This is a genomic window from Acinetobacter sp. YH12112 (assembly GCF_013418945.1).
In the GTDB taxonomy this organism is placed as follows: Bacteria; Pseudomonadota; Gammaproteobacteria; order Pseudomonadales; family Moraxellaceae; genus Acinetobacter; species Acinetobacter indicus.
Genome location: NZ_VPBA01000017.1, coordinates 1 through 21,164 on the forward strand (window position 1 = coordinate 1; position 21,164 = coordinate 21,164).

General features: G+C 43.4%; 23 protein-coding genes. 6 read left to right on the forward strand and 17 right to left on the reverse strand.

Annotated elements, in window-relative coordinates; translation table 11 throughout:
- The first annotated feature begins 287 nt into the window (after positions 1-287).
- Entirely contained in the window at positions 288-896 is a 609-nt protein-coding gene (locus FTU50_RS07940; RefSeq protein WP_127800678.1) for a hypothetical protein, read from the forward strand.
- A 119-nt stretch (positions 897-1,015) separates the two neighbouring features.
- A complete protein-coding gene (locus FTU50_RS07945) occupies positions 1,016-2,014 on the forward strand; it encodes a pirin family protein (RefSeq protein WP_180046629.1) in 999 nt (332 codons plus the stop codon).
- A 191-nt stretch (positions 2,015-2,205) separates the two neighbouring features.
- On the opposite strand, the gene FTU50_RS07950 is transcribed toward FTU50_RS07945, so the two are convergent.
- From FTU50_RS07950 to FTU50_RS08000, 11 genes are all read right to left on the reverse strand, one after another.
- Positions 2,206-2,688, reverse strand: coding sequence for a DUF2846 domain-containing protein (locus tag FTU50_RS07950; RefSeq protein ID WP_180046631.1), 483 nt, complete (start codon positions 2,686-2,688; stop codon positions 2,206-2,208).
- Between the two features lie 135 nt (positions 2,689-2,823).
- Positions 2,824-3,243, reverse strand: a complete 420-nt coding sequence (locus tag FTU50_RS07955; RefSeq protein ID WP_005181432.1) for a F0F1 ATP synthase subunit epsilon — start codon at positions 3,241-3,243, stop codon at positions 2,824-2,826.
- 26 nt (positions 3,244-3,269) lie between these two features.
- Positions 3,270-4,664, reverse strand: a complete 1,395-nt coding sequence (atpD, locus tag FTU50_RS07960) for a F0F1 ATP synthase subunit beta (RefSeq protein WP_005181429.1) — start codon at positions 4,662-4,664, stop codon at positions 3,270-3,272.
- 26 nt (positions 4,665-4,690) lie between these two features.
- Positions 4,691-5,560 (reverse strand): F0F1 ATP synthase subunit gamma, encoded by an 870-nt coding sequence (gene atpG / locus FTU50_RS07965; RefSeq protein ID WP_005181426.1) that lies wholly within the window; start codon positions 5,558-5,560, stop codon positions 4,691-4,693.
- A gap of 86 nt (positions 5,561-5,646) precedes the next feature.
- The gene (atpA, locus tag FTU50_RS07970) at positions 5,647-7,191 is read right to left on the reverse strand and encodes a F0F1 ATP synthase subunit alpha (protein WP_005181412.1); all 1,545 of its coding nucleotides are present in this window, start codon (positions 7,189-7,191) and stop codon (positions 5,647-5,649) included.
- Positions 7,192-7,237: 46 nt separating this feature from the next.
- Positions 7,238-7,774, reverse strand: coding sequence for a F0F1 ATP synthase subunit delta (locus FTU50_RS07975; RefSeq protein WP_075168156.1), 537 nt, complete (start codon positions 7,772-7,774; stop codon positions 7,238-7,240).
- Between the two features lie 12 nt (positions 7,775-7,786).
- Entirely contained in the window at positions 7,787-8,257 is a 471-nt protein-coding gene (locus FTU50_RS07980; RefSeq protein ID WP_005181403.1) for a F0F1 ATP synthase subunit B, read from the reverse strand.
- Positions 8,258-8,297: 40 nt separating this feature from the next.
- Positions 8,298-8,543, reverse strand: coding sequence for a F0F1 ATP synthase subunit C (gene atpE, locus FTU50_RS07985; protein ID WP_000424060.1), 246 nt, complete (start codon positions 8,541-8,543; stop codon positions 8,298-8,300).
- 86 nt (positions 8,544-8,629) lie between these two features.
- Positions 8,630-9,505, reverse strand: a complete 876-nt coding sequence (gene atpB / locus FTU50_RS07990; protein ID WP_004970145.1) for a F0F1 ATP synthase subunit A — start codon at positions 9,503-9,505, stop codon at positions 8,630-8,632.
- A gap of 101 nt (positions 9,506-9,606) precedes the next feature.
- Positions 9,607-10,005, reverse strand: coding sequence for an ATP synthase subunit I (locus FTU50_RS07995; protein WP_005181400.1), 399 nt, complete (start codon positions 10,003-10,005; stop codon positions 9,607-9,609).
- 171 nt (positions 10,006-10,176) lie between these two features.
- Positions 10,177-11,016 (reverse strand): metal ABC transporter solute-binding protein, Zn/Mn family, encoded by an 840-nt coding sequence (locus FTU50_RS08000; protein WP_016658982.1) that lies wholly within the window; start codon positions 11,014-11,016, stop codon positions 10,177-10,179.
- Positions 11,017-11,152: 136 nt separating this feature from the next.
- Here FTU50_RS08000 and FTU50_RS08005 point away from each other — a divergent pair, with 136 nt between their 5' ends.
- Genes FTU50_RS08005 through znuB form a run of 3 tightly spaced genes read left to right on the forward strand, consistent with a single transcriptional unit; the run spans position 11,153 to position 13,218 of the window.
- Positions 11,153-11,650: a transcriptional repressor gene (locus tag FTU50_RS08005; protein WP_005181393.1), complete on the forward strand. Its 498-nt coding sequence runs from the start codon at positions 11,153-11,155 to the stop codon at positions 11,648-11,650.
- A complete protein-coding gene (gene znuC / locus FTU50_RS08010) occupies positions 11,623-12,414 on the forward strand; it encodes a zinc ABC transporter ATP-binding protein ZnuC (RefSeq protein ID WP_016658981.1) in 792 nt (263 codons plus the stop codon). The genes FTU50_RS08005 and znuC overlap by 28 nt, the downstream gene beginning before the upstream one ends.
- A 3-nt stretch (positions 12,415-12,417) precedes the next feature.
- Positions 12,418-13,218, forward strand: coding sequence for a zinc ABC transporter permease subunit ZnuB (znuB, locus tag FTU50_RS08015; RefSeq protein ID WP_016658980.1), 801 nt, complete (start codon positions 12,418-12,420; stop codon positions 13,216-13,218).
- 67 nt (positions 13,219-13,285) lie between these two features.
- Here znuB and FTU50_RS08020 read toward each other — a convergent pair whose 3' ends face one another.
- A complete protein-coding gene (locus FTU50_RS08020) occupies positions 13,286-13,906 on the reverse strand; it encodes a LysE family transporter (RefSeq protein WP_005181385.1) in 621 nt (206 codons plus the stop codon).
- A 158-nt stretch (positions 13,907-14,064) separates the two neighbouring features.
- Here FTU50_RS08020 and FTU50_RS08025 point away from each other — a divergent pair, with 158 nt between their 5' ends.
- A complete protein-coding gene (locus FTU50_RS08025; RefSeq protein ID WP_005181383.1) occupies positions 14,065-14,985 on the forward strand; it encodes a Dyp-type peroxidase in 921 nt (306 codons plus the stop codon).
- Between the two features lie 97 nt (positions 14,986-15,082).
- On the opposite strand, the gene FTU50_RS08030 is transcribed toward FTU50_RS08025, so the two are convergent.
- The 5 genes from FTU50_RS08030 to FTU50_RS08050 all read right to left on the reverse strand — a co-directional run bounded on the left by FTU50_RS08030 (position 15,083) and on the right by FTU50_RS08050 (position 21,148).
- Positions 15,083-15,481 (reverse strand): hypothetical protein, encoded by a 399-nt coding sequence (locus FTU50_RS08030; protein WP_034598110.1) that lies wholly within the window; start codon positions 15,479-15,481, stop codon positions 15,083-15,085.
- Complete coding sequence (locus tag FTU50_RS08035; protein WP_180046633.1) at positions 15,474-15,722, reverse strand: hypothetical protein; 249 nt, start codon at positions 15,720-15,722, stop codon at positions 15,474-15,476. Before FTU50_RS08035 ends, FTU50_RS08030 begins: the two co-directional genes overlap by 8 nt.
- 233 nt (positions 15,723-15,955) lie before the next feature.
- Positions 15,956-16,660, reverse strand: coding sequence for a hypothetical protein (locus FTU50_RS08040; protein WP_180046635.1), 705 nt, complete (start codon positions 16,658-16,660; stop codon positions 15,956-15,958).
- The gene (locus FTU50_RS08045) at positions 16,647-18,257 is read right to left on the reverse strand and encodes a glycoside hydrolase family 19 protein (RefSeq protein WP_104511416.1); all 1,611 of its coding nucleotides are present in this window, start codon (positions 18,255-18,257) and stop codon (positions 16,647-16,649) included. Before FTU50_RS08045 ends, FTU50_RS08040 begins: the two co-directional genes overlap by 14 nt.
- Positions 18,254-21,148 carry a type VI secretion system Vgr family protein gene (locus FTU50_RS08050; RefSeq protein ID WP_180046637.1) on the reverse strand — a complete coding sequence of 965 codons (2,895 nt, stop codon included), beginning with the start codon at positions 21,146-21,148 and terminating at the stop codon, positions 18,254-18,256. Before FTU50_RS08050 ends, FTU50_RS08045 begins: the two co-directional genes overlap by 4 nt.
- Between the last annotated feature and the right edge of the window lie 16 nt (positions 21,149-21,164).

Here is a 21,164-nt window from a genome sequence, read left to right on the forward strand (position 1 = left end):
AATAATTCAAGTGAATTTGTTTGAAAGAAGAACTTTAAAAGCTTTATTTTCACCCGATAAAATACCCATAAAACAAGAGGAAGCTCAAATGAGCTTCCTCTTGTGAAAAATTGTGGGACAGCAATGGTCGCGGCCCTCTTTTTTTATAGATCTAGACATCCATAAGCCACGCTCATCACACCGCCTGTTTGCCCTGGAAAATTGTTATTGCTTTGCAACAATCTGTTTTTTATTTAATTAAAGCCCCTATATTAAACTGCAAGATAAAAATTGTGATTGATCTTGCCATGAAACGCGCCTTTTCCCATTTTCTCCTGCCCTTTGGCCTGCTGACTTCAGCTCTACTTCTGGTCGGTTGTGACCAGCCCAGCGCTCCGGTTTCGGAAGCCGATCCGGACACTGAAATCACCTCCCAGCAGCAAAGCCCTGCGCCACAAGCCGATTTAAAAAGCGGCAATATGTTTTATATTGTGCGCGATGTGGCCGATATGCAGCTGAAAGCCGGTGAGTATGTCGAGCAGTTACGCCAGACCCAGACCGAGCTGCAACAGGCCGTCAACAGTCAGGATCATCAACAGCTACAAAGCGCAGCCAGCAAATTGCAACAGCAATTACAGGGCTTTAATAGCGCCTTAAACAGTTTGAATTTAAAAAGTCAGGAAATTGACAATATTCGCCAGAACATTCTGCAAGCCAATGAACAGGTTCTGGCTTCGCCATTTTTAAATGGTCAGATTGACCTCAGCAAAGTCGACTTTGCCAAAATTCAGCAGCAGATGGGCACAGTACAATCTGAGATGGTGAAACTGGCCAGCATCCTGTTACAGTCAGAGAATGCTGAAAATACTGAAAGCGCAAACACTGACACTGAAAATCAGGCAGCAACTGAATCCTGATTTTCAGGCTCACTGCCCATCTGGGTGGTGAGTCTGCCTGATTCAGAGAATTTTTAGTCTGATTCTGATAGTTAAAATTTAAAAAAATAATGAGTTCATTTAAAAATAAGAGGTCTGCCATGCAGCATCCACTGATTTATTCTGTTGTACCGGTGACATTCCGTTTAGATCTGAAAGATCCATTTATCTTCTGTGCCCATCATCTGGATCATTTTCCGGCTGGCAATGCCCAACTGGGTCCGCAAACGCCACCACAAAATAAAGAATACAATATGTATTATGGCAATGTGGTGCCCGGTTTCCCTGAGCACCCACATACCGGTTTTGAAACCATTACCTTAGTGGAACAAGGTGTGGTCGATCATTTTGATTCACTCGGCAATGCCGGTCGCTATGCCGCTGGAGATGTGCAATGGCTGACCACCGGCAATGGCGTCGAACACTGCGAGATGTTTCCACTCGTGCATGAAGACCAAGCCAACCCAATGGAACTGTTCCAGATCTGGTTTAATTCATCGCCTGAGCAGAAGCAACAGCCAGCTGATTATAAAATGTTATGGCGCGAGCAGATTCCGCATGTAATTGAAGCCAATGCGGCAGGCCAGAAAGCTGATATCCGGGTAATTTCCGGCCAGTTTAAAGAAACTGATGCCCTACCACGTCCACCCCATTCATGGGCAGCGCCGGCTGAAAACAAGGTGAATATTTACCTGATTACCTTAGCGCCTGAAGCTGAGGTGACCATTCCAGCCACCAGCGCCAGTTCGACCCGCTTCTGTTATTTATATCAGGGTAAGAGTTTAGAGCTTGAAGGTCAGCAGATGGACGTGAAACATCTGGCCGAACTAAAACCGGATGTCGAGATTCATTTAAAAGGCGGACTACTTGAATCCCGGATTCTATGGCTTGAAGGTGAGCCAATTGGTGCACCGGTAGCCATGCGCGGACCGTTTGTACTGAATAGCGAAGATGAACTGAACGCTGCCTTTAAACGTTACCGCGACACCCATTTTGGTGAATGGCCATGGCCGAGTCCGGCACCGGTGTTTGAACGCAAGCAGCCACGTTTTGCGACTTATCAGGGTGGTGAGCATAAGGAATATCCTGAACAGCTCTAAATTCTATTTTTATGAGAACAGCTTGGCATGTTTCAGGCTATTTTTATGAAAAATTAAACAATGAAATTATCAGGGTTTGGAAAAATGGATATAGAGCTGGGTTAAGTAAAGATGAATGAAAGTCTTTAGATCAAAAGCAAGTGTTTGCGATTTACACCTTGCAGCAACCGCAAACACAGATGTGGAAATTATTATTTAGGAAGTTGAATAGAAGGCTTAGAACATTTGCCGCCTACTGCCAAACTGTATTTTTCAATCGCCTGCTGACCTTCAGTCTCATCAACCAATTTTACGTTTGCACCACCAACAAATACACCTGGTTTAATGTATTGTTGAACATAATAGTTTTTCCCACTTTGTGTAGTTACGTTCAGGTGATTAGGAGAAAACTCTGATTCTGTAGACACAATATGTGTTTTACCACCTTCTACCTCTGTATAAAAATAAACACCACGTGCAGTTTCACCCAAGCACTCACCGTTAACCCAAATATCTTTCTTGAGTCCTGCACCTACAACGCTATTCGAGCGGTACATATAGATTCCTGCTTGACCTGCTTGTGGCGCTTGAATCTTTTTTTGTTGCTGCACTGCTTGTGGATCTGCTTTCGGAACCGAAGCACAACCAACAAAACCTAATGATAATAATAGCGGTAAAATAATTTTATTTGACACCCCAAATTCCCCTTATTTATTTTTTAAGAGCATGAGATATAACAAATATATAAGTTATTTACTAATATATTCCATTAAATAGTATTCATAAAAAAACCACCCTTTCGGGTGGTTTCTTCAATCTTAAACCAGCAATTACATTGCGCGGTTTTTGATTTTGCGGATCGTTTCCAACTGTGCAGCAGTTTCTGCCAAAGCAGCCAAAGCAGCAGCAGCGTCCAAATCGCTCTTTTGATTCGCCAGCAATTGTTCAGCGTGTTTACGCGCTTCAATAATTGCCGCTTCATCCAAGTTTTCTGCACGGACTGCAGTATCTGCAAGAACCGTAACAACGTGCGGTTGAACTTCTAGAACACCACCAGATACATAGATTAATTCTTCTGTACCATTTTCCAAAATAACGCGGATCGCGCCAGGTTGGAGCAAAGTTACCAGCGGAGCGTGGCCAGGCATAATACCCAACTCACCGCCAGCACCTTTTGCAATTAGCATAGTTACAGTGCCAGAGTACAAAGACTCCTGAACACTTACAACGTCACATTGCATAGTCGCCATGAGAACCTCCTAAATTAGGTAGCTAATTAAAGTTTCTCGGCTTTAGCAATCACTTCGTCAATACCACCAACCATATAGAACGCTTGTTCTGGGATGTGATCGTATTCACCAGCTAGAAGACCTTTAAAGCCACGAATCGTTTCTTTAAGCGGTACAAGTTTACCAGGCGCGCCAGTAAATACTTCAGCTACGTGGAACGGTTGAGAGAAGAAACGTTGGATCTTACGTGCACGGTATACAGTAAGTTTGTCTTCTTCTGACAATTCGTCCATACCAAGAATTGCGATAATGTCTTTCAGTTCTTTATAGCGTTGTAGAACGTTTTGAACTGCACGAGCAATTTCGTAATGCTCAGTACCAACTACCAGTGGATCTAACTGACGTGAAGTTGAGTCAAGTGGATCGATCGCAGGGTAAATACCTTGAGAAGCGATGTCACGGCTCAATACAACAGTTGCGTCCAAGTGAGCGAACGTTGTAGCAGGCGATGGATCTGTTAAGTCATCGGCAGGTACGTATACCGCTTGGATAGACGTAATAGAACCAGACTTAGTTGATGTAATACGTTCTTGAAGAACACCCATCTCTTCTGCAAGTGTAGGCTGATAACCTACTGCAGATGGCATACGGCCTAGAAGTGCTGATACTTCAGTACCTGCTAGTGTATAACGGTAGATGTTGTCAACGAACAATAATACGTCACGGCCTTTACCGTTTTCGTCTTTTTGATCACGGAAGTACTCAGCCATCGTCAGACCAGTCAACGCTACGCGTAAACGGTTACCAGGTGGCTCGTTCATCTGACCGTAGACCATTGCTACTTTGTCTAGAACGTTAGAGTCTTTCATCTCGTGATAGAAGTCGTTACCTTCACGAGTACGCTCACCAACACCAGCGAATACAGATAAACCTGAGTGCGCTTTAGCGATGTTGTTGATCAACTCCATCATGTTTACAGTTTTACCAACACCGGCACCACCGAACAGACCAACTTTACCACCTTTCGCGAACGGGCAAAGTAAGTCAATGACTTTAATACCAGTTTCTAGAAGGTCAGTAGAAGCCGCTTGTTCTGCATAAGAAGGCGCTTGACGGTGAATTGGTAAACGCTCTTCAGTTGCAACTGGACCAGCTTCGTCGATAGGGCGACCAAGAACGTCCATGATACGACCAAGTGTCGCTGTACCTACTGGTACAGAGATCGGCGCGTTAGTGTTAGTTACGTTCAAACCACGTTTAAGACCTTCAGTAGATCCCATCGCAATTGTACGTACAACGCCGTCACCAAGTTGTTGCTGAACTTCTAAAGTAGTTTCAGTGCCATCAACGTGAAGAGCGTCATAGATCTTAGGAACGCTGTTGCGTTCAAACTCGACGTCGATAACCGCGCCGATGATCTGAATGATACGACCGCTACTCATTGCTGTCTCCTCAATTCAAAATAATGTTAAACGGCAGCGGCACCACCAACGATCTCAGAAATTTCCTGAGTAATCGCGGCTTGACGCAGCTTGTTATAAATAAGTTGTAGGTTCTTGATAAGCTCACCTGCGTTATCCGTCGCAGCTTTCATTGCGACCATACGTGCAGATTGCTCACAAGCGATGTTTTCAATCACACCTTGATACACCACAGACTCAATATAACGAACCAATAAACCATTCAGCAGTTCTTCTGCTTCTGGTTCATAGATATAGTCCCAACCGTATTGACGGTTCAGGGTCTTGTCTTCTTCAGCAGCTGCTAAAGGAACAAGTTGTTCGATTTTTTGATTTTGAGTCATGGCATTGACAAAGCCGTTGGACACCAGATAAATACGATCTAACTCGCCTTTATCATAAGCGTCTAACATCACCTGTACAGAACCAGATAACTGTTCAAGACTTGGTGTATCACCTACGTTTGTAGTTGCACCTAGTACTTTACCGCCGTAGTTTTTAAAAAACGAAACCGCTTTTTGACCAATTAAAGCAAATTGAACTTCAATTGACTGCTCTTGTTGCTGTTGTACGTGTTTGACCACTTTTTTGAACAGGTTAATGTTCAAACCGCCTGCCAAACCACGATCTGAAGAAACAATGATATAGCCAACGCGCTTCACAGGACGCTCAACCATATAACGGTGTTTATATTCAGGATTCGCTTGTACCAAATGAGCAATTACACGGTGCATATTTTCGGCATACGGACGGCCTTGAGCCATGCGCTCTTGCGCACGACGCATCTTAGAAGCAGCTACCATTTGCATCGCTCGAGTAATCTTCTGCGTGCTCTTGATACTAGCTACTTTGGCGCGAATTTCTTTTAAGTTTGCCATACGCTTAACCTAGTATTCGAAGGCCCTTTCGAGCCCTCGAAGGTTGATCCGTGAACCAAACCAACACTAATTAGCAAAGTGCTAAATTAGTAAGTTTGAGTCGCTTTAAAGCTTTCAATACCTGCTTTGATTGCAGCTTCGATGTCTTTGTTGTAATCACCAGTTTCATCGATTTGTTGCATTAACGCAGCGTGCTCTGAACGGAAGTAAGAAATTAACGCAGCATCAAAGTCTACGATTTTCTTCACTTCAACGTCAGCCATGTAGCCTTCGTTAGATGCATAAACTGAAACAGCCTGGTCAGCAATTGAGTAAGGCGCATATTGTTTCTGCTTCATTAACTCAGTTACGCGTTGACCATGTTCAAGTTGCTTACGAGTTGCTTCGTCAAGGTCAGAAGCGAACTGAGCAAACGCTGCCAATTCACGGTATTGCGCCAAAGCGGTACGGATACCACCAGACAATTTTTTGATGATCTTCGTTTGAGCCGAACCACCAACACGCGATACAGAAATACCGGCGTTCACCGCAGGACGAATACCCGCGTTGAATAATGATGTTTCAAGGAAGATCTGACCATCAGTAATCGAAATTACGTTAGTCGGTACGAATGCAGATACGTCACCTGCTTGAGTTTCAATAATCGGCAATGCCGTTAATGAACCAGTTTGGCCTTTAACTTCACCGTTAGTGAATTTCTCAACATAGTCAGCAGATACGCGAGAAGCACGTTCAAGTAGACGTGAATGTAGATAGAATACGTCACCTGGGTAAGCTTCACGACCTGGTGGACGACGAAGAAGCAATGAAATTTGACGGTAAGCAACAGCTTGCTTAGACAAATCATCATAAATAATTAACGCGTCTTCACCACGATCACGGAAGTATTCGCCCATTGTACAGCCAGCATAAGGCGCCAGATACAGCATTGCTGCTGGATCAGCTGCAGCTGCTGCTACAACAGTGGTATACGCCATAGCGCCAGTTTCTTCCAGCTTGCGTACTACGTTCGCGATAGTCGATTGTTTTTGACCAATTGCTACGTATACACACTTAATGCCAGAGTTTTTCTGAGCGATGATCGCATCGATCGCCATAGCTGTTTTACCAGTCTGACGGTCACCAATGATCAACTCACGCTGACCACGGCCAACTGGGATCATTGTATCTACTGATTTATAACCAGTTTGTACAGGTTGATCCACTGATTGACGCCAAATTACGCCTGGTGCTACTTTTTCTACAGCATCAGTTAATTTCGCATCAATTGGGCCTTTACCATCAATTGGGTTACCCAAAGCATCTACCACACGGCCTAAAAGTTCTGGACCAACCGGAACTTCTAATACACGACCTGTGCAACGAGCTTTTTGACCTTCTTGAAGGCCTAAGTAGTTACCTAAAACAACGACGCCCACTGAATCCTGTTCTAGGTTCAGTGCCATACCGTATAAGCCGCCGTCGAATTCGATCATTTCACCGTACATTGCATCAGCAAGACCGTGAATGCGCACAATACCGTCGGATACCATAACAATGGTACCTTCGTTTTTAGCGGTCGCGCTGGTGTCCAGATCGCCGATACGCTGTTTAATGAGCGCACTGATCTCGGATGGATTCAGTTGTTGCATTGCGCTATACCTCAATCTTTTTAAAGTTCAGTCTTCTTATATGCAATTACGCAAGAAGACGAGTCCGCATTTTTTCAAGCTTGTTAAGCGCAGAATCATCTATCACTTGGTCGCCTGCACGAATAACAACACCCGCGATTAACGCCGGGTTGACTTCTACTGCAATAGAAACCGTGCTGTTGAAACGCTTTTCCAGCGCCGCTTTCAACACTTGTTCTTGGTCAGCAGACAATGGGAAAGCCGATTCAATTACGACGTCCACATTGTTGTTATTCTGTGATTTGAGCTGTTCATATTCTGCTTGAATTTCAGGCATTAAAGACAAACGATCATTTTCAGCAAGCAAAGTCAAAAAATTTGACAATGCTGCAGTCTGGTCTTCACCTAAAACTTTTGCAAAAACACTCACCTGCTCTGCAGGAGTAAGCTCAGGGCGATTTAAGTAAGCTGAAAATGCTTCGTCTTGTACCGCAGCACTGAGCAATGCTAGTGCTTGTGACCAACTGTCAGTTGCACTTTGCTCAGAGGCATAAGCATATGCTGCTTTCGCATATGGGCGTGCCAACGTCAAGAGTTCAGCCATATTTCGCCTCGCTTAAAGTTTAGCAGCCAGCTGGTTCAGCATGGCATTGTGAGCTTCTGCGTCAACTTGCTGGCTAAGAATTTTCTCAGCACCGGCAACTGCCAAAGCAGCGACTTGTTGACGTAATTCTTCGCGAGCAGCATTGATTTCAGTATCAACAGCTTCTTTCGCCTGTTGACGGATACGCTCACCTTCAGCAGATGCTTGAGTACGCGCTTCTTCGACCAATTGTGCTGCACGACGGTTCGCTTGTTCGATCAATTGAGCCGCTTGTGCTTTCGCTGCGTCTAGCTCTGCCTTAACTTGTGCTTGCGCATCAGCAAGGTCAGCTTTTGCTTTTTCAGCAGCATTTAAGCCATCAGCGATGCGACGCTGACGCTCACTAATCGCATTGATTAGTGGTGGCCATACAAACTTCATGCAGAATGCGACGAAAATCGCAAATGCAATCGCTTGGCCAATCAATGTGAGGTTGATATTCATTGCTATTCCTCAAATAGTGGATTTTTGGGAATTAAGCTGATTAACCTACAAATGGATTAGCGAAGATGAAGAACAAGCCAATACCAACACCGATCATAGGCACAGCATCAAGAAGACCCGCGATTAAGAACATACGAGTTTGAAGTTGTGGAGCCAATTCTGGCTGACGTGCAACAGCTTCAAGGAAGCGACCGCCCAAAAGACCAAAACCAATCGCAGTACCTAAAGCACCGAAAGCGATCAAGATAGCAGATGCAATTGCAACTAGACCTAAAGTGAGTTCCATGAAAAATTCCTCAGAGGTTAGGTTTTATACCAAATTAAGTTAAAAAATTGTGTGCCCAACCGCCCGATGACAGTTAGGCCATACCATTAATGCTTTTCGCTTGCCATGCTCATGTACACGATTGTCAACATCATGAAAATGAATGCTTGTAGCGTAATAATCAAAATGTGGAAAATCGCCCAAGGCACAGACAATGCCCACTGGATCCAGAACGGTAATAACGCGATAAGAATGAAGATTAACTCACCCGCATACATGTTACCGAACAGTCGTAGAGCCAATGAAACTGGTCGCGCCAAGAAAGTAGTCAATTCCAACAATAAGTTGAATGGAATTAAAAGCACTTTAGCAACTGGATTACTTGGGTTAAATGGGTTAAGTGCCAACTCACCAACGAAGCCGCCAACACCTTTCTCACGAATACTATAGAAAATAATTAAGAAGAATACAGAAATAGACATACCTAAGGTAATGTTTGGATCTGTAGTCGGAACAATTTTAAAGTAAACCTGATGAGGGTCCACACCCAGCATAGATGCAATCGCCTGTTGAGCTACATAAGGAATAAAGTCAACAGGGATTAAATCCATCAAGTTCATGAGGAAAATCCACACGAAAATGGTTAATGCTAAGGGTGCAATTAATCGAGACTTCCCATGGAAGGTATCACGTACACTTGAATCTACAAACTCGATAATCACTTCAATTACTGACTGGAATTTACCAGGCACGCCTGAATTTGCAGCTTTCGCGACAATCCAGAACAATAAACAGAAGATCAGACCAAGTCCGATAGACCAACCCATTGAATCCAAGTGAATAGCAGTGAACCCCATCTGTTGAGCTTCTTCAGCAGACTCAGCCAACTTCCATGAACCGTCTGGCATTTTGCCGTACGTCATGTTGGTCAAGTGATGCTTGATATACTCGGTCGAAGTAAGGGCATGTTCTTCAGCAGCCATAAATCACACCTGGTCAATGTCAAAAACAAAAGAGGGAACGAATATCGCGTGCTGCTTGATATCTCGCTCATCTCCTAAAAACTTTTCAATTTTTGCTGCGCCTATACTCGTTTTTGTAGACGTGACACCCAAAACGGAGCGACCCACGACATGGCCTGAACGAGAATAAAACCACAAAACAATGCAACCGGAGACAACGGCTCGACATTGCTTAAAATTAAAATGAATCCTACGATCACAATCGCAAACTTACCGAGCATGCCCCTATACATGTTCGACAGAACTTGTTTAGATGCTCTCGCGCCTGCTGCGCGGAACGACTGCCAGGAAAAATAACAACTTGCAACCCAACATACCAATGCACCAAGTGCGGCACTCAAGGCGGCTGTAGCATCTTTGAATATCCAGGCAATCAATGCAGCAACAGGTATCATGAATGCTTGCAAGAAGACCAAAGCTTTCGCTAATCGTCGGTCAATCAAGCGACTAGTTCGGCTCATTTACTTTCCACTCACAGCATAAATGCTTGACAAGTTTAACTGATGATCGTTTTTTATCGCAGGCATTATAGAGTTACACCCCTGAACATGCAATCTTTTCCCGATCTTAGTCGTATTTTTTTGCACAACTGTAACCGTATTGTCATAATTCAAATTTGCCGCCAAAACGCGCTATTTTTGCGCATTTATTACACATTTTTGCGTTTGGGTAGCCAATTTCTGCCAGGCCTGCACAAAGTCCCCTGCCCCACTCATACTTTCGTCGACCATTTGAAACACAATCGGATTCAGGCGCTGATACTGGCTCTTGCTGGCATGACCTTCGGCCAGTAAACACATTTTCGTGTTTGGACGATGATCATTCATATATTTAATTTGCGCCACCGTCGGAGCGACATGCGGATCATGGGTCAGTGCGCCGGCAAACTTCAGGTTCAGCGGACGTTCCAGATATTGATAGGCATCATGATAAGACCAGTAGGCTTTGGCCGAGGCTTTGCTTTTAAACTTGTCTGCGGTCAGGAGCAGCTCTTGGGCAAAGGCACGGGCATTGGCCCAGTACTGTTCACGCTGCTCAGGCACCTGCTGGGAACGCAAGGCCGCAATAAAAAAGCCAATACGAATGGCATTGTTCGGATCAAGCCAGACATGGGAGTCAACTGTATCTTTTAATGCTGCACCACGAGGGCTACGCTGTGGTAGCGTTTGCAAAATGCCAGAATCTAGCAATGAAATAGCTTTGCTCTGATTGCTGAACAGTTTTTCTAGAGGCGCTTCATGCGCTTTGCCCAGCCAGATCACCAGACCTGCATCCTGAATGGTCTTGCGATGTGCAGGAGTCAAACTGACATCATGTCCGGTCTGGTCGGCCAATAATAAGGTCGGGGTTTCTATGCCTTGTGTAATTTCCTTGGCAATCAGATAAATCGGCTGTGTCGAAATAACAAGACTTTGAGACCAACTCAAGGTACTGAACAAAGCCAGAGCACAGAAGGCGAAAAAACGGGACATGAGCGCAAAATCATAAAACAGGATAGATGTTATATTATAACAAAATAACAAAAATACCTATGTATAATCGAATCTGACTATACTTCATGTTAAAATTTAATGTCCGATTTTCCTCCTACATTTCCTTGGGGTAGCTATGAGCTTATGTTCTCATGAACATCATGATGCATTACATGGCGTGCACGACCATCAAAATATTGAGCAGCGTCTTGCTGAAGCCGAAAGTCTCTGTGCCGCCACAGGTGCTCGCCTGACCCCACTTCGTCGTGAAGTGCTGGAACTGATTTTAAATGCCTCGGGCCCGATGGGGGCATACGACCTGTTGGCCAAAATTAAAAGTGAGTCAGATCGTCCGGCGGCACCACCAACCGTGTACCGCACCCTCGACTTTTTATTAGAAAAAGGGCTGATTCACCGTTTAACTTCTATTAATGCCTATATTCCCTGCTGCCATCCGCGCGAAGGCCATCAGGCGGCGTTTTTAATTTGCACCGAATGCAAAGTGGTCAAAGAAGCTTCTGCGCAGGGTTTACTGCAGCAACTGGCAGAGCTGTCGGCTTCGGACCACTTCACCGCCCATCACAGTATTATCGAGATTTCTGGTTTATGTCAGCACTGCGCCAGCAAACGCTAAGTCCTGCGCCGCTGATTCGCCTTGAACAGATTCAAGTCCGGATTGATGAGCGTGATATTTTAAAACAGGTCGATTTCTCTTTGCATGAGAAAGAAATTGTCACGCTCATTGGTCCGAATGGTGCCGGCAAATCGACGCTGATTAAAGTCATGCTCGGTATTGTCAAACCCACGGCTGGCAAAGTACTGGCCGATAAAAAACTAAAATTCTCCTATGTGCCGCAGAAATTCAATCCTTCACACAGCTTGCCGTTAAGGGTCAAGGATCTGCTGGCTTTAGAAAAATGTAGCAGCACGTTAAAAGCAGAAATTATCCGCGATACCGGTATTGCCAAGCTGGAAAATTCCAAAGTGCAGCAATTGTCAGGTGGTGAACGGCAGCGGGTATTACTGGCCCGCGCCTTATTGCGCCAACCCGATGTGCTGGTGCTGGATGAACCAATGCAGGGGCTGGATATCCAGTCGGAAGCCGAGCTGTATGACTATGTGCGTAGCCTACCAGAAAAATATGGCTGTGCCGTGCTGATGGTCTCACATGATCTGCAATGGGTCATGCAAGGCACGCATCGGGTGGTATGTTTAAATAAACACATTTGCTGTAGCGGCTTGCCCGAAAGCGTGCAGCAGCATCCGGAATATCAGGCCATTTTTGGCACCAACCGGGTGTTCTATCAGCATCATCATGATCATTGTGCGCATGGCGACCATGCCGAGCCGTGTCAGCATGATTCCCGTCCCCATATTCACCCTGAACCGGAAGTCTAAACCATGATGGATTGGTTATCGTTATTACTTCCGGCCTGGATCATGGGCACTTTACTGGTGTTTCTGACCGCGCCACTCGGCTGTCTGATGCTGTGGCGCCGGATGTCTTTTTTTGCCGATACCATGGCACATGGCACCTTATTAGGCGTGGCCATTGCCGGCGCCTTGAGCTTACCGCTGTGGATGGGCGTTACATTTTTAGCCTTATTACTGGTTGGTATTCTTTGGATTCTGCATGATCCGCGCTTACCGAATGATGCCCTGCTGGCCTTATGCTCTGCGACCCTGCTCTGCTCCGGTCTACTGTTTATCCAGCACATTCCAAGCCTGCGCCCGGAACTGCTCAGCTACCTGTTTGGTGATCTGCTCACGATCTCCTGGGCTGATTTACCCATCTTTGCGCTGGTGATTGTCGGTGCACTGCTGGTTCTATATAAGTATTGGCAAGCCCAGATTCAGATTGCCATTGATCCGGATATTGCTGCCAGTGAAGGTATTCATGCCCAGTGGCAACGTCTGATTTTTATGTTGCTGCTGGCCCTGTTTACGGTTCTGGCATTACGCGCGGTCGGCTCGCTATTGATGGGTGCGCTGCTGGTGATTCCGGCGCTCACGGCACGACTGCTGGCGCATTCTCCGAAACAGATGGTGATTTGGGCTTTTGTGATTGCACAAATTGGGGTAACGGTTGGTTTATGGTCCAGCGCCGGCTTAAATACCTCGACCGGTCTGACTATTGTGCTGACCATGGCGGTGATTTTTGCCCTGATCTTTACCATGCAGAAATTTAAAAAACTGGCCTAAACAATCAACCGAAAGGTTCCATCTAGCCCTCTCCTCTTTATCATTGAGAGGGGAAAATCAACATCTATTACTGATGCACCAGACTTAATAAAAATGCAGCACCAGCAAACAGACCGGCAAACGTCCGGTTCATGACTTTCTGCTGACGCGGTGACTTTAATAATCTTAAAACCTTAGCTGCCAGGCCGGTATAGCCCGCCATCACAATCAGATCAATCGTAATCATGGTTGCTGCCATAATCAGATATTGAATCCACTGCGGTTTGGATAAATCCAGAAATTGTGGCAAGACAGCCAGCAAAAATACAATCGCTTTCGGATTGCTCATATTCACCAGAAAACCGTTCAGCAGCAGTCGTCCAGCTGATTTCTGTGGTAAATCCTGCCGGATTTCAATCGAGTGTACCGGCGCTTTCCATTGCAGATAGGCCAGATACAGCAGATACGCTACCCCGAACCATTTCACTGCCAGAAAAGCCCAAGGCGTGGTCGCAAATAGCACGCCCGCGCCGGCCGCCACAATCGCAATCTGTACCAGCAGCGCCAGTTGCAGCCCGATGGCATTCCAGTAACCATGACGAAAACCGTAATTCAGCCCACTCGACATCGAGGCAATCGCACCTGCGCCCGGCGACACACTAATCACCCAACAGGCCAGCATATAGGCCAGCCAAATCTGATAAGACATGGTAATTCACCACAAAAATGACAGATTATTATATGACGATTCATCTTTTAAGTGCGCAGTAAAGAGGCAATAAAAATCTGATCCAGAGACTGTTAAGCTGCTACCGGTTCAGGCACAATAGTTTTAGTGATTGATTATTAAAAACTTAGGAGCCATGAATGACAGCTCAATCTGTAATCTTGCCATTACCTTCAGATCATGCCCGTTTTATTGTTTTACGTTTAAAAGATTTAACTCTTGAGCAATTAAAAGAAAAATTAGCTGATCTTTTTAATACCCGTGATCGCCTGATTACCCAGCATCCTCATGCACAAATTAAAACTGCCGTGGCCTTTGGACCTGAACTTTGGGCACAACTGTACTCCCAAACTCCAGCTGGCTTTAAGCAGCTACAACCGATTGAAGGCGCATTCCAGATGCCTGTCGTACCGGCAGATGTACTCATTCATATTGCCAGTGCCCGTGCGGATATCTGTTTTGCCCTGAGTCAGTCTTTCTTTGAGGGTATTCAGGATCAGGTTGATGTTCTGGATGAGCGGGTCTGCTTCCGCTATTTTGATGGCCGCGACATGACCGGCTTTATTGATGGCACAGAAAACCCGCAATTCCCGGATGACCGTGCTGAAGTCGCTTTACTGGGCGAAGATGCCGGCATTTTTGAAGATGGTTCCTTTGTCTTTGCCCAGCGTTATGCACATGATTTAGATAAATGGAAACGTCTGAAAGTCGATGCACAAGAACAAGTGATGGGTCGCACCAAACTTGAGTCGATTGAGCTAGATGATGAGGTGAAACCTGACAATGCCCACGTCGCCCGTACCGTAGTTGAAGATGATGAAGGTGAAGAAATGGAAATTCTGCGTCATTCCCTACCGTATGGGGATGGGCAAGGTGACCAAGGCTTATTCTTTATTGCCTATACCAAGGATTTAACCATTCTGGATGCGATGCTTGAGCGTATGTTTGGCACCTCGGGAGATGGTATTCATGACCGTTTACTGCATTTTGTCACCGCTTTAGATGGGGCTTACTACTTCGCTCCAAGTGAAGAGTTGCTGGAAACGGTGTTGGAAGGATAATTTATAAAGCCGACGAGAGTCGGCTTTTTTAGTAATAATTTAAAGTTATCAGCTAGCGTTTAATTTCTCAGAGTGATATTTAAATTAAATATTAATTTCAAAAACAGGTTGCGTTAATTTTATTTAAATTAAATCTAGTTTCATCGAGATCTTTAACTTCTTTATTAATTGGCGTATATGTTGCCCCCCAAAATTCATTACCTTTTGAGATAAACGTAAAACTGGCTACCTCTCTATTATCCTCTAATTCTTTATAGGTTGTTTCCAATGCTTTTGACTCATCATCATAAATAACAGTTTTTACTTCCTTTAACTTATGAAAGGAAGTAAAAGGTCTATGGATTATTCTAGAGTTGTATCTATCAAAAGCAATTTCTATCTTCGATGTATCATCCTTTAGACAATAGTATACTTCAGATATAAGTGTTTCACTTGTTTTTGCACAAGATATCATTGAAAATAAATAAATTATTATAAATATAAGCTTTTTAACCACTTAATTTTCTCCTAGCTAATACTTCTGCTTTTTCCTGTGTGTAGCCATATCTCTTAGGTGGTTTAAATTTTTGATTCTTGGAAAGTTCAATAAATCTTGCATAACCTTTTCTTGCTTCACTTAATGATTTTGTACATCCAATTTTCTTGTATTCAGGGTCATGCCACAACCCCCAACCAAATACCTCACCAACCATATCATTAACTATACTATTCTCTAATTTAAAATGGCTTTGTTGCATAAATATGTAAGCATCTGATTTAAATAAATTTAATTTTGGATCAAAAAATAATCAAAACCTTTAAAATCATATAGTTATGAAATCTTTGTGCAACAAAGCCCTTTATAGTAATAGAGTTCCTCTCCCCCCTTAAGGAGAAAACTAGAATAGGGAATTTTTAATTAATTACAATTCTTATTGATAATTCTTGGACTTATAAATTTCTTTAATTCATAAAATTTTAAAATGAAAAATCACAAAATATCAGATATCAATATATAACCTTTTACTACTTTCCCACCCATACTTAAATATTCAATATTTAAGTAAAATTCATCTTTATTTTTTACAATATTTTTTATCCTTACAATATCCCCATTAATTAAATAAGATCTTTTCTTATTAAAATATTGATCAAATAAAAAAGCCTTTCTTGAGGATACTTCAACTTTCTCGACTATTTTACCTAAGTCACTCTTCAATATATAAATATTATTAGGATTTGAAAAAAAAGTAGTTAAATTTAAGTTTGGAGCTAAAGTCCTCCATTCTTCTTTCAATATATATTTCCCAGACTCTAAAAGATATATTCTTTTATAGCTTATTGCTCCATCTTTAAACCTTTCAATAATTCTATTTTTTTTAAATTCTGGATCGTATAATGGACTCAAATAAAACTCTTTTACCTCTTTAGAAGATATCTCAAAAATCCTGTATTGACCACTTGGGTTGCAATCCTCTGTGTAATTCACCACCAAATATTTATACTTACTATTATTTATTTCCTCTAACCAAAAACCATTTTTATTATAACAGTAGTCATTACCATTGAATAAATAAAATTTTTCTCCCCCTTTCCTATAGTAAATATTATTATCTTCTTTTACTAAAATATCTTTTGCTGACAAATTACCTGAAAAAATCAATAATAAAAAAATGAAAAATTTATTTAAAACCATTCCTTTTCTCCACTTCTCTCAATATTTTTATAAATAACTTCTTTCTTTCCAACATCCCATTATTTCCACCATTTATTCTCTTACTCACAGACTCAACTACTTTTAAATGATGACTATCACTATAGTTACTATTTAAATCTGGATACCCTTTATAAATTAAATTATCTGCATTTTTAAATATATTAAATGCCCATACAGAACTTTCCACTGCATGAAATAAGTCATCACAAATTAATTCTGGGTTACTAACTACATCTATTCCTGAGTAGTTTTTATATTTTTTATATGCACTTTTCCAAGTTAGCTGAATTAGACCTCTTCCTTTATACTTAGGACCATCTCCAAAAGATGTATTTCCTTCAGCTAAGATTTGATTTCTTCTTCGACATGCTCGACTATTTTTAACGTCACAAACAGATGGCGGAAAGTTAGATATATCATAATCTTTCCCACTAGCATATTCAATTAAGGTATTAAAGTGGTCACACTCATGATAAATTTGTGCTAAAAAATGACATAACATTAATTTATCTTTTAAATTATGTTTTCTAAGACTTTTATTCAACTCAGGAACAAACTCTTCTGGCGTAGTATTTTGTGTTGATCTCCCATTCATTACGCGATGAGAAAATAGTTTTCTAGAACCATAAACAGCTTTAAAAAAGCTTAACGAAATAATATCTTCTGAATCATTATCAATCCTTTTATCTAAATTAGGTTTATTCTCCTCTGTGGTTCCTTCAATAATATCAACATCTAGATGTAATTTAACAGCTTCCTCTTTAACTCTTTTGGCCACATAACTTACTGGATCTAAAGGTTTTCCATCTGGTTTGAGTACAGTAAATTGTAATCTCTGCCCAACCATACTTATTAACGGCAGTTTTCCATTGGAAATCGAATAAACCTTTTTCTTCCCGGTAGCTACAATTAACATCTCAATATTTGTTTTTTCAATAACGTAATTACTACCTTCACGATCTACAAGCGTTAGTGTAGAAGTACTTTTAAACTTTTCATAGGGTTCATCTAATTGAATCAGAATAGGTTTTTCCGTGCCATTACCTGAATTAAGCGATCTTTTTAAAACAAACTCATCATTCGATGTTAAGGCTAAAAATTCAATATCACGATTAGCCGAAGAGAGGACTTCAACTCTTCCTTGATCATCTGTAATACGTTCAAAACTTTTCTTTCCCTTTGGTCGTGTTTGTATCGGAAAATTAGCCATAATCTTTCCATGAACATCAACCACTTGAAAAGGTGTTACCACCAAACCATTCTGAGAAATCGTACTATTCATTTGTCGATATTCTTCAATGGTGTTAGGTAACTGAATTTTTATAGGATGCTCTGAAGAGGAGAGTGTCGAAGAATTAATGACCTTCACCACAGTATAATCAGATGCCTTCGGTGGTTTTGCTAAAATTTCTACCATCCGATTAGGAGAAGCTTGAAAGACAAATAAGCCATCTGTATCTGTTTTCTTCAGATTCTCTCTCGATGAATTTTGATAACGTGATTTCACCTTCAGATTTCTGACATATCGTCCAGATTTATCATAAAACTTAGAGGTAATGGTCACCAGTTTACTCATGATTCAATATCCTCGTGTGTAGACACCTCATCCTCCTGATCTTCTTCTATTTCTTCGAGCAAATAATCAATCTGTTCATCACTCACTGCTCCACTCAAATGTGTACGCAAAGAGTTAAAGCCCAGTGCAATAAAGTCAGTTGACTGCGACGTATAGAACCTAAAAGTACTCAATTGATTTTGTTCATTTAATATGGATTTATTGGTTTTCAGAAGTTTTCCATCAGTTTGATCAATCACAAAAATTTCTTTTTCTCCTGCAGATGAGCTATTCCATTGATAATTAATCTGATTACTGAACAATGTTGCCATCTGAGGTAAGCTCATCTTCGGTTCAACCACATTTTGTGGCTGTAAAAACAGATGCTGCCCTGCTTTCACCTCGAACTTGCCACCCGTGGTCGGTAACACACCTGAACCACTAATCTCAATCTGACTTCCTCCAGCCACCAATATAATTTTTTTACTCGCCTTGACTTCAATCCTGTCTTCCGTCGAAATAATTTGCACCCCCTTTCTGGCAATAAGATCTGCACCATCACCCTGTGCCTGAATCTCAACCTTGCCTTTACCTACATACAGTCGTGCACCATCTTGTGCTGCAAATAAACTCAGTTTCTGGCTGGCATGTGCTATCAAAGACTGCTGCGTACTCAGGTTAATACTCTCTCCGGCACTGTGGCTGATCTGACCATCGGCAGAAAGGTGTACATCTTGCTGGCTACTTAAAGCAATAGAGTTTGGTGCACTGAGAATCATCAGTGCCTGTTTAAAAGCAGCGGCTTTGCTTTCATCCTGCTGTTCGATCTGCTCTAAAAAGTTCTTTAAGTTATCGAGAACTTCTAAAGGATCGGTCTGCTGGTTTTTGGCCACTTCACTTAAGGCTTGAGCATTGTTCAGGCTGCTTTCTAGCTGACTCTTGGCTTCACTGGCATCGAGATGATTGCCTTCGGCTTGTGCCTGTGGATGGGTGGAAATCAGTAAGCCTTCTCCAGCACGGACTGCACCCCACTGATCGGTTCTCAGTTCAAAACCTTCACCACGGCCATCACTTTCGGCACTGGCTTTGGGATGGCTCAAGTTCCCCAGGTTCAGTTGGGTAGAACCATGACTACTTTGCAGCTGGGCAGAAATCTGCTTCGGAGTATCATCAAAACGCAGCTGATTAAAACCACTGCCTTCAATTTCCTGTGAGCGGATCCCGCTGAGTTTTTTGGTGTCGGGTAGCTGGCCTAGGGTATCAAAGCGGGTTGGCGAGCGTTCTGCTTCATGTAAACGCCCCACCACAAATGGCCGGTCGATGTTACCGTCGAAGAAGTCGATCACCACAATTTCATTAATCCGTGGCAGGAAGCGGGCCCCATAGCCTTCTCCGGCCCAGGGGGTCAGTACATCCACCCAGGCGGAATCGGTGTCATTGTCATTACTGCCGGCCCCGCCATCATGCTGATGGTCATCACTGCGGGTAAACAGGAAACGGACTTTGATTCGGCCCCATTCATCGACATGGATGCTTTCGCCAGCAGGACCGACTACCCGGGCGCGCTGTGGATGAGCCGCCGGTCGGTGCCGTAGTGGATGATATTCCGGTACGGTGCGGATATTGCGGCGTTGTAAGGTTAAGGTATTGCCTTGACGTTCATCCGGGTGTTGTTCGTGTTTAACATTAATATGGCTATGCCAGTGGCTCTGGCTGAGTAGTTGGTTAATCTGCTGATTGAGGTCTTTGGGTAAGTTGTTCTGGTTATAGAACTGTTTGCCGGTAATTAGAAATTCTTTGTCGGCTGCGCTGTGCTGGTCAATTTCGGGATGTTCATTCAGTTCAAACCAGTAGCCGACCTGGGCATCACGGACGGTGGAATGGGCGCTGAAGTATTTGGATTGCAGGTCGTGGTAGTGACTGAGGTTCTGGTTCAGTTTGTCCAGCTGGTTATTAGAGGATGCGGTGGCCTGGTCTTCGCCATTTAAATCCTGCATCCAGGCCGGGCTGATCTGCCAGGCTTGTTCCAGACTTAAGCTGGCATTGTCCTGATTGTGGCTGTGCTGGTGTTTGCTTTGCACTGAACCGGCACCTTCTTCCTGGCTCAGGCTATCTGACTGCCAGCGTTGCAGATGTACGGCAGTGGGTTGCAGGCTGCGCTGGGCAATCAACTGGGTGATGCTATCTAATTGTTCGGTGGCACTGGAGCGATGAAAACGAATGCTGCGGCGGTTTAAAGCACTGTACTGGCTGTTATCATCAATCAGGCGCAGTTTCTGGGCCTGAATCGGGCTGCTGGAATGTACGACCTGTAACTGGGCTTCATCAATCAGCCAGTTAATGCCTTCACTGCGCCAGAGCCGGGTCAGGAAGTCATAGTCGGTTTCATTGGACTGCATGATAAAAGGACGCACATCCAGTTCCTGGGTCAGTCCGGTTAAGTCCAGGGTCAGGCTGGCGGCAAAGAGTGGGCTTTTGTTTTGCCATTCTTTAAATAAAATTTCACTGACTTCACGCACGCTTTTATTCATAAACACGCGGCTATTACGGCGTTTATGCCAGAGTGCGGTTGGATCTTCTAGCGTAAGTTTATAGAGGGTGAGTGAACCATCACTTTGGCCTTGCGCGGCTGCGGTGATAATACCGCTGCTGCGAAACAGCTGGCCCTGGTCAGTGACCTGATCGACGGCAACCTGCGCGCCGATAAACTGTTTTAACGGAATCTGCGCGTTGGTCGAAAGACAGATCAGTTCGGCATGTAAACCGTCATTGAGCTGGTGTTCACCATCGATGCGCTGTAAAAAAACATCGGTATTTAAGGCAGGCTGAGAAAATTGAATATGGAGGGCACGTTTTTGTGGGCTGAGGCCGGCCTGCTCCAAGGCAGTATGGATATGAACACGGGTTATCATTGTTATAAAAGCTATT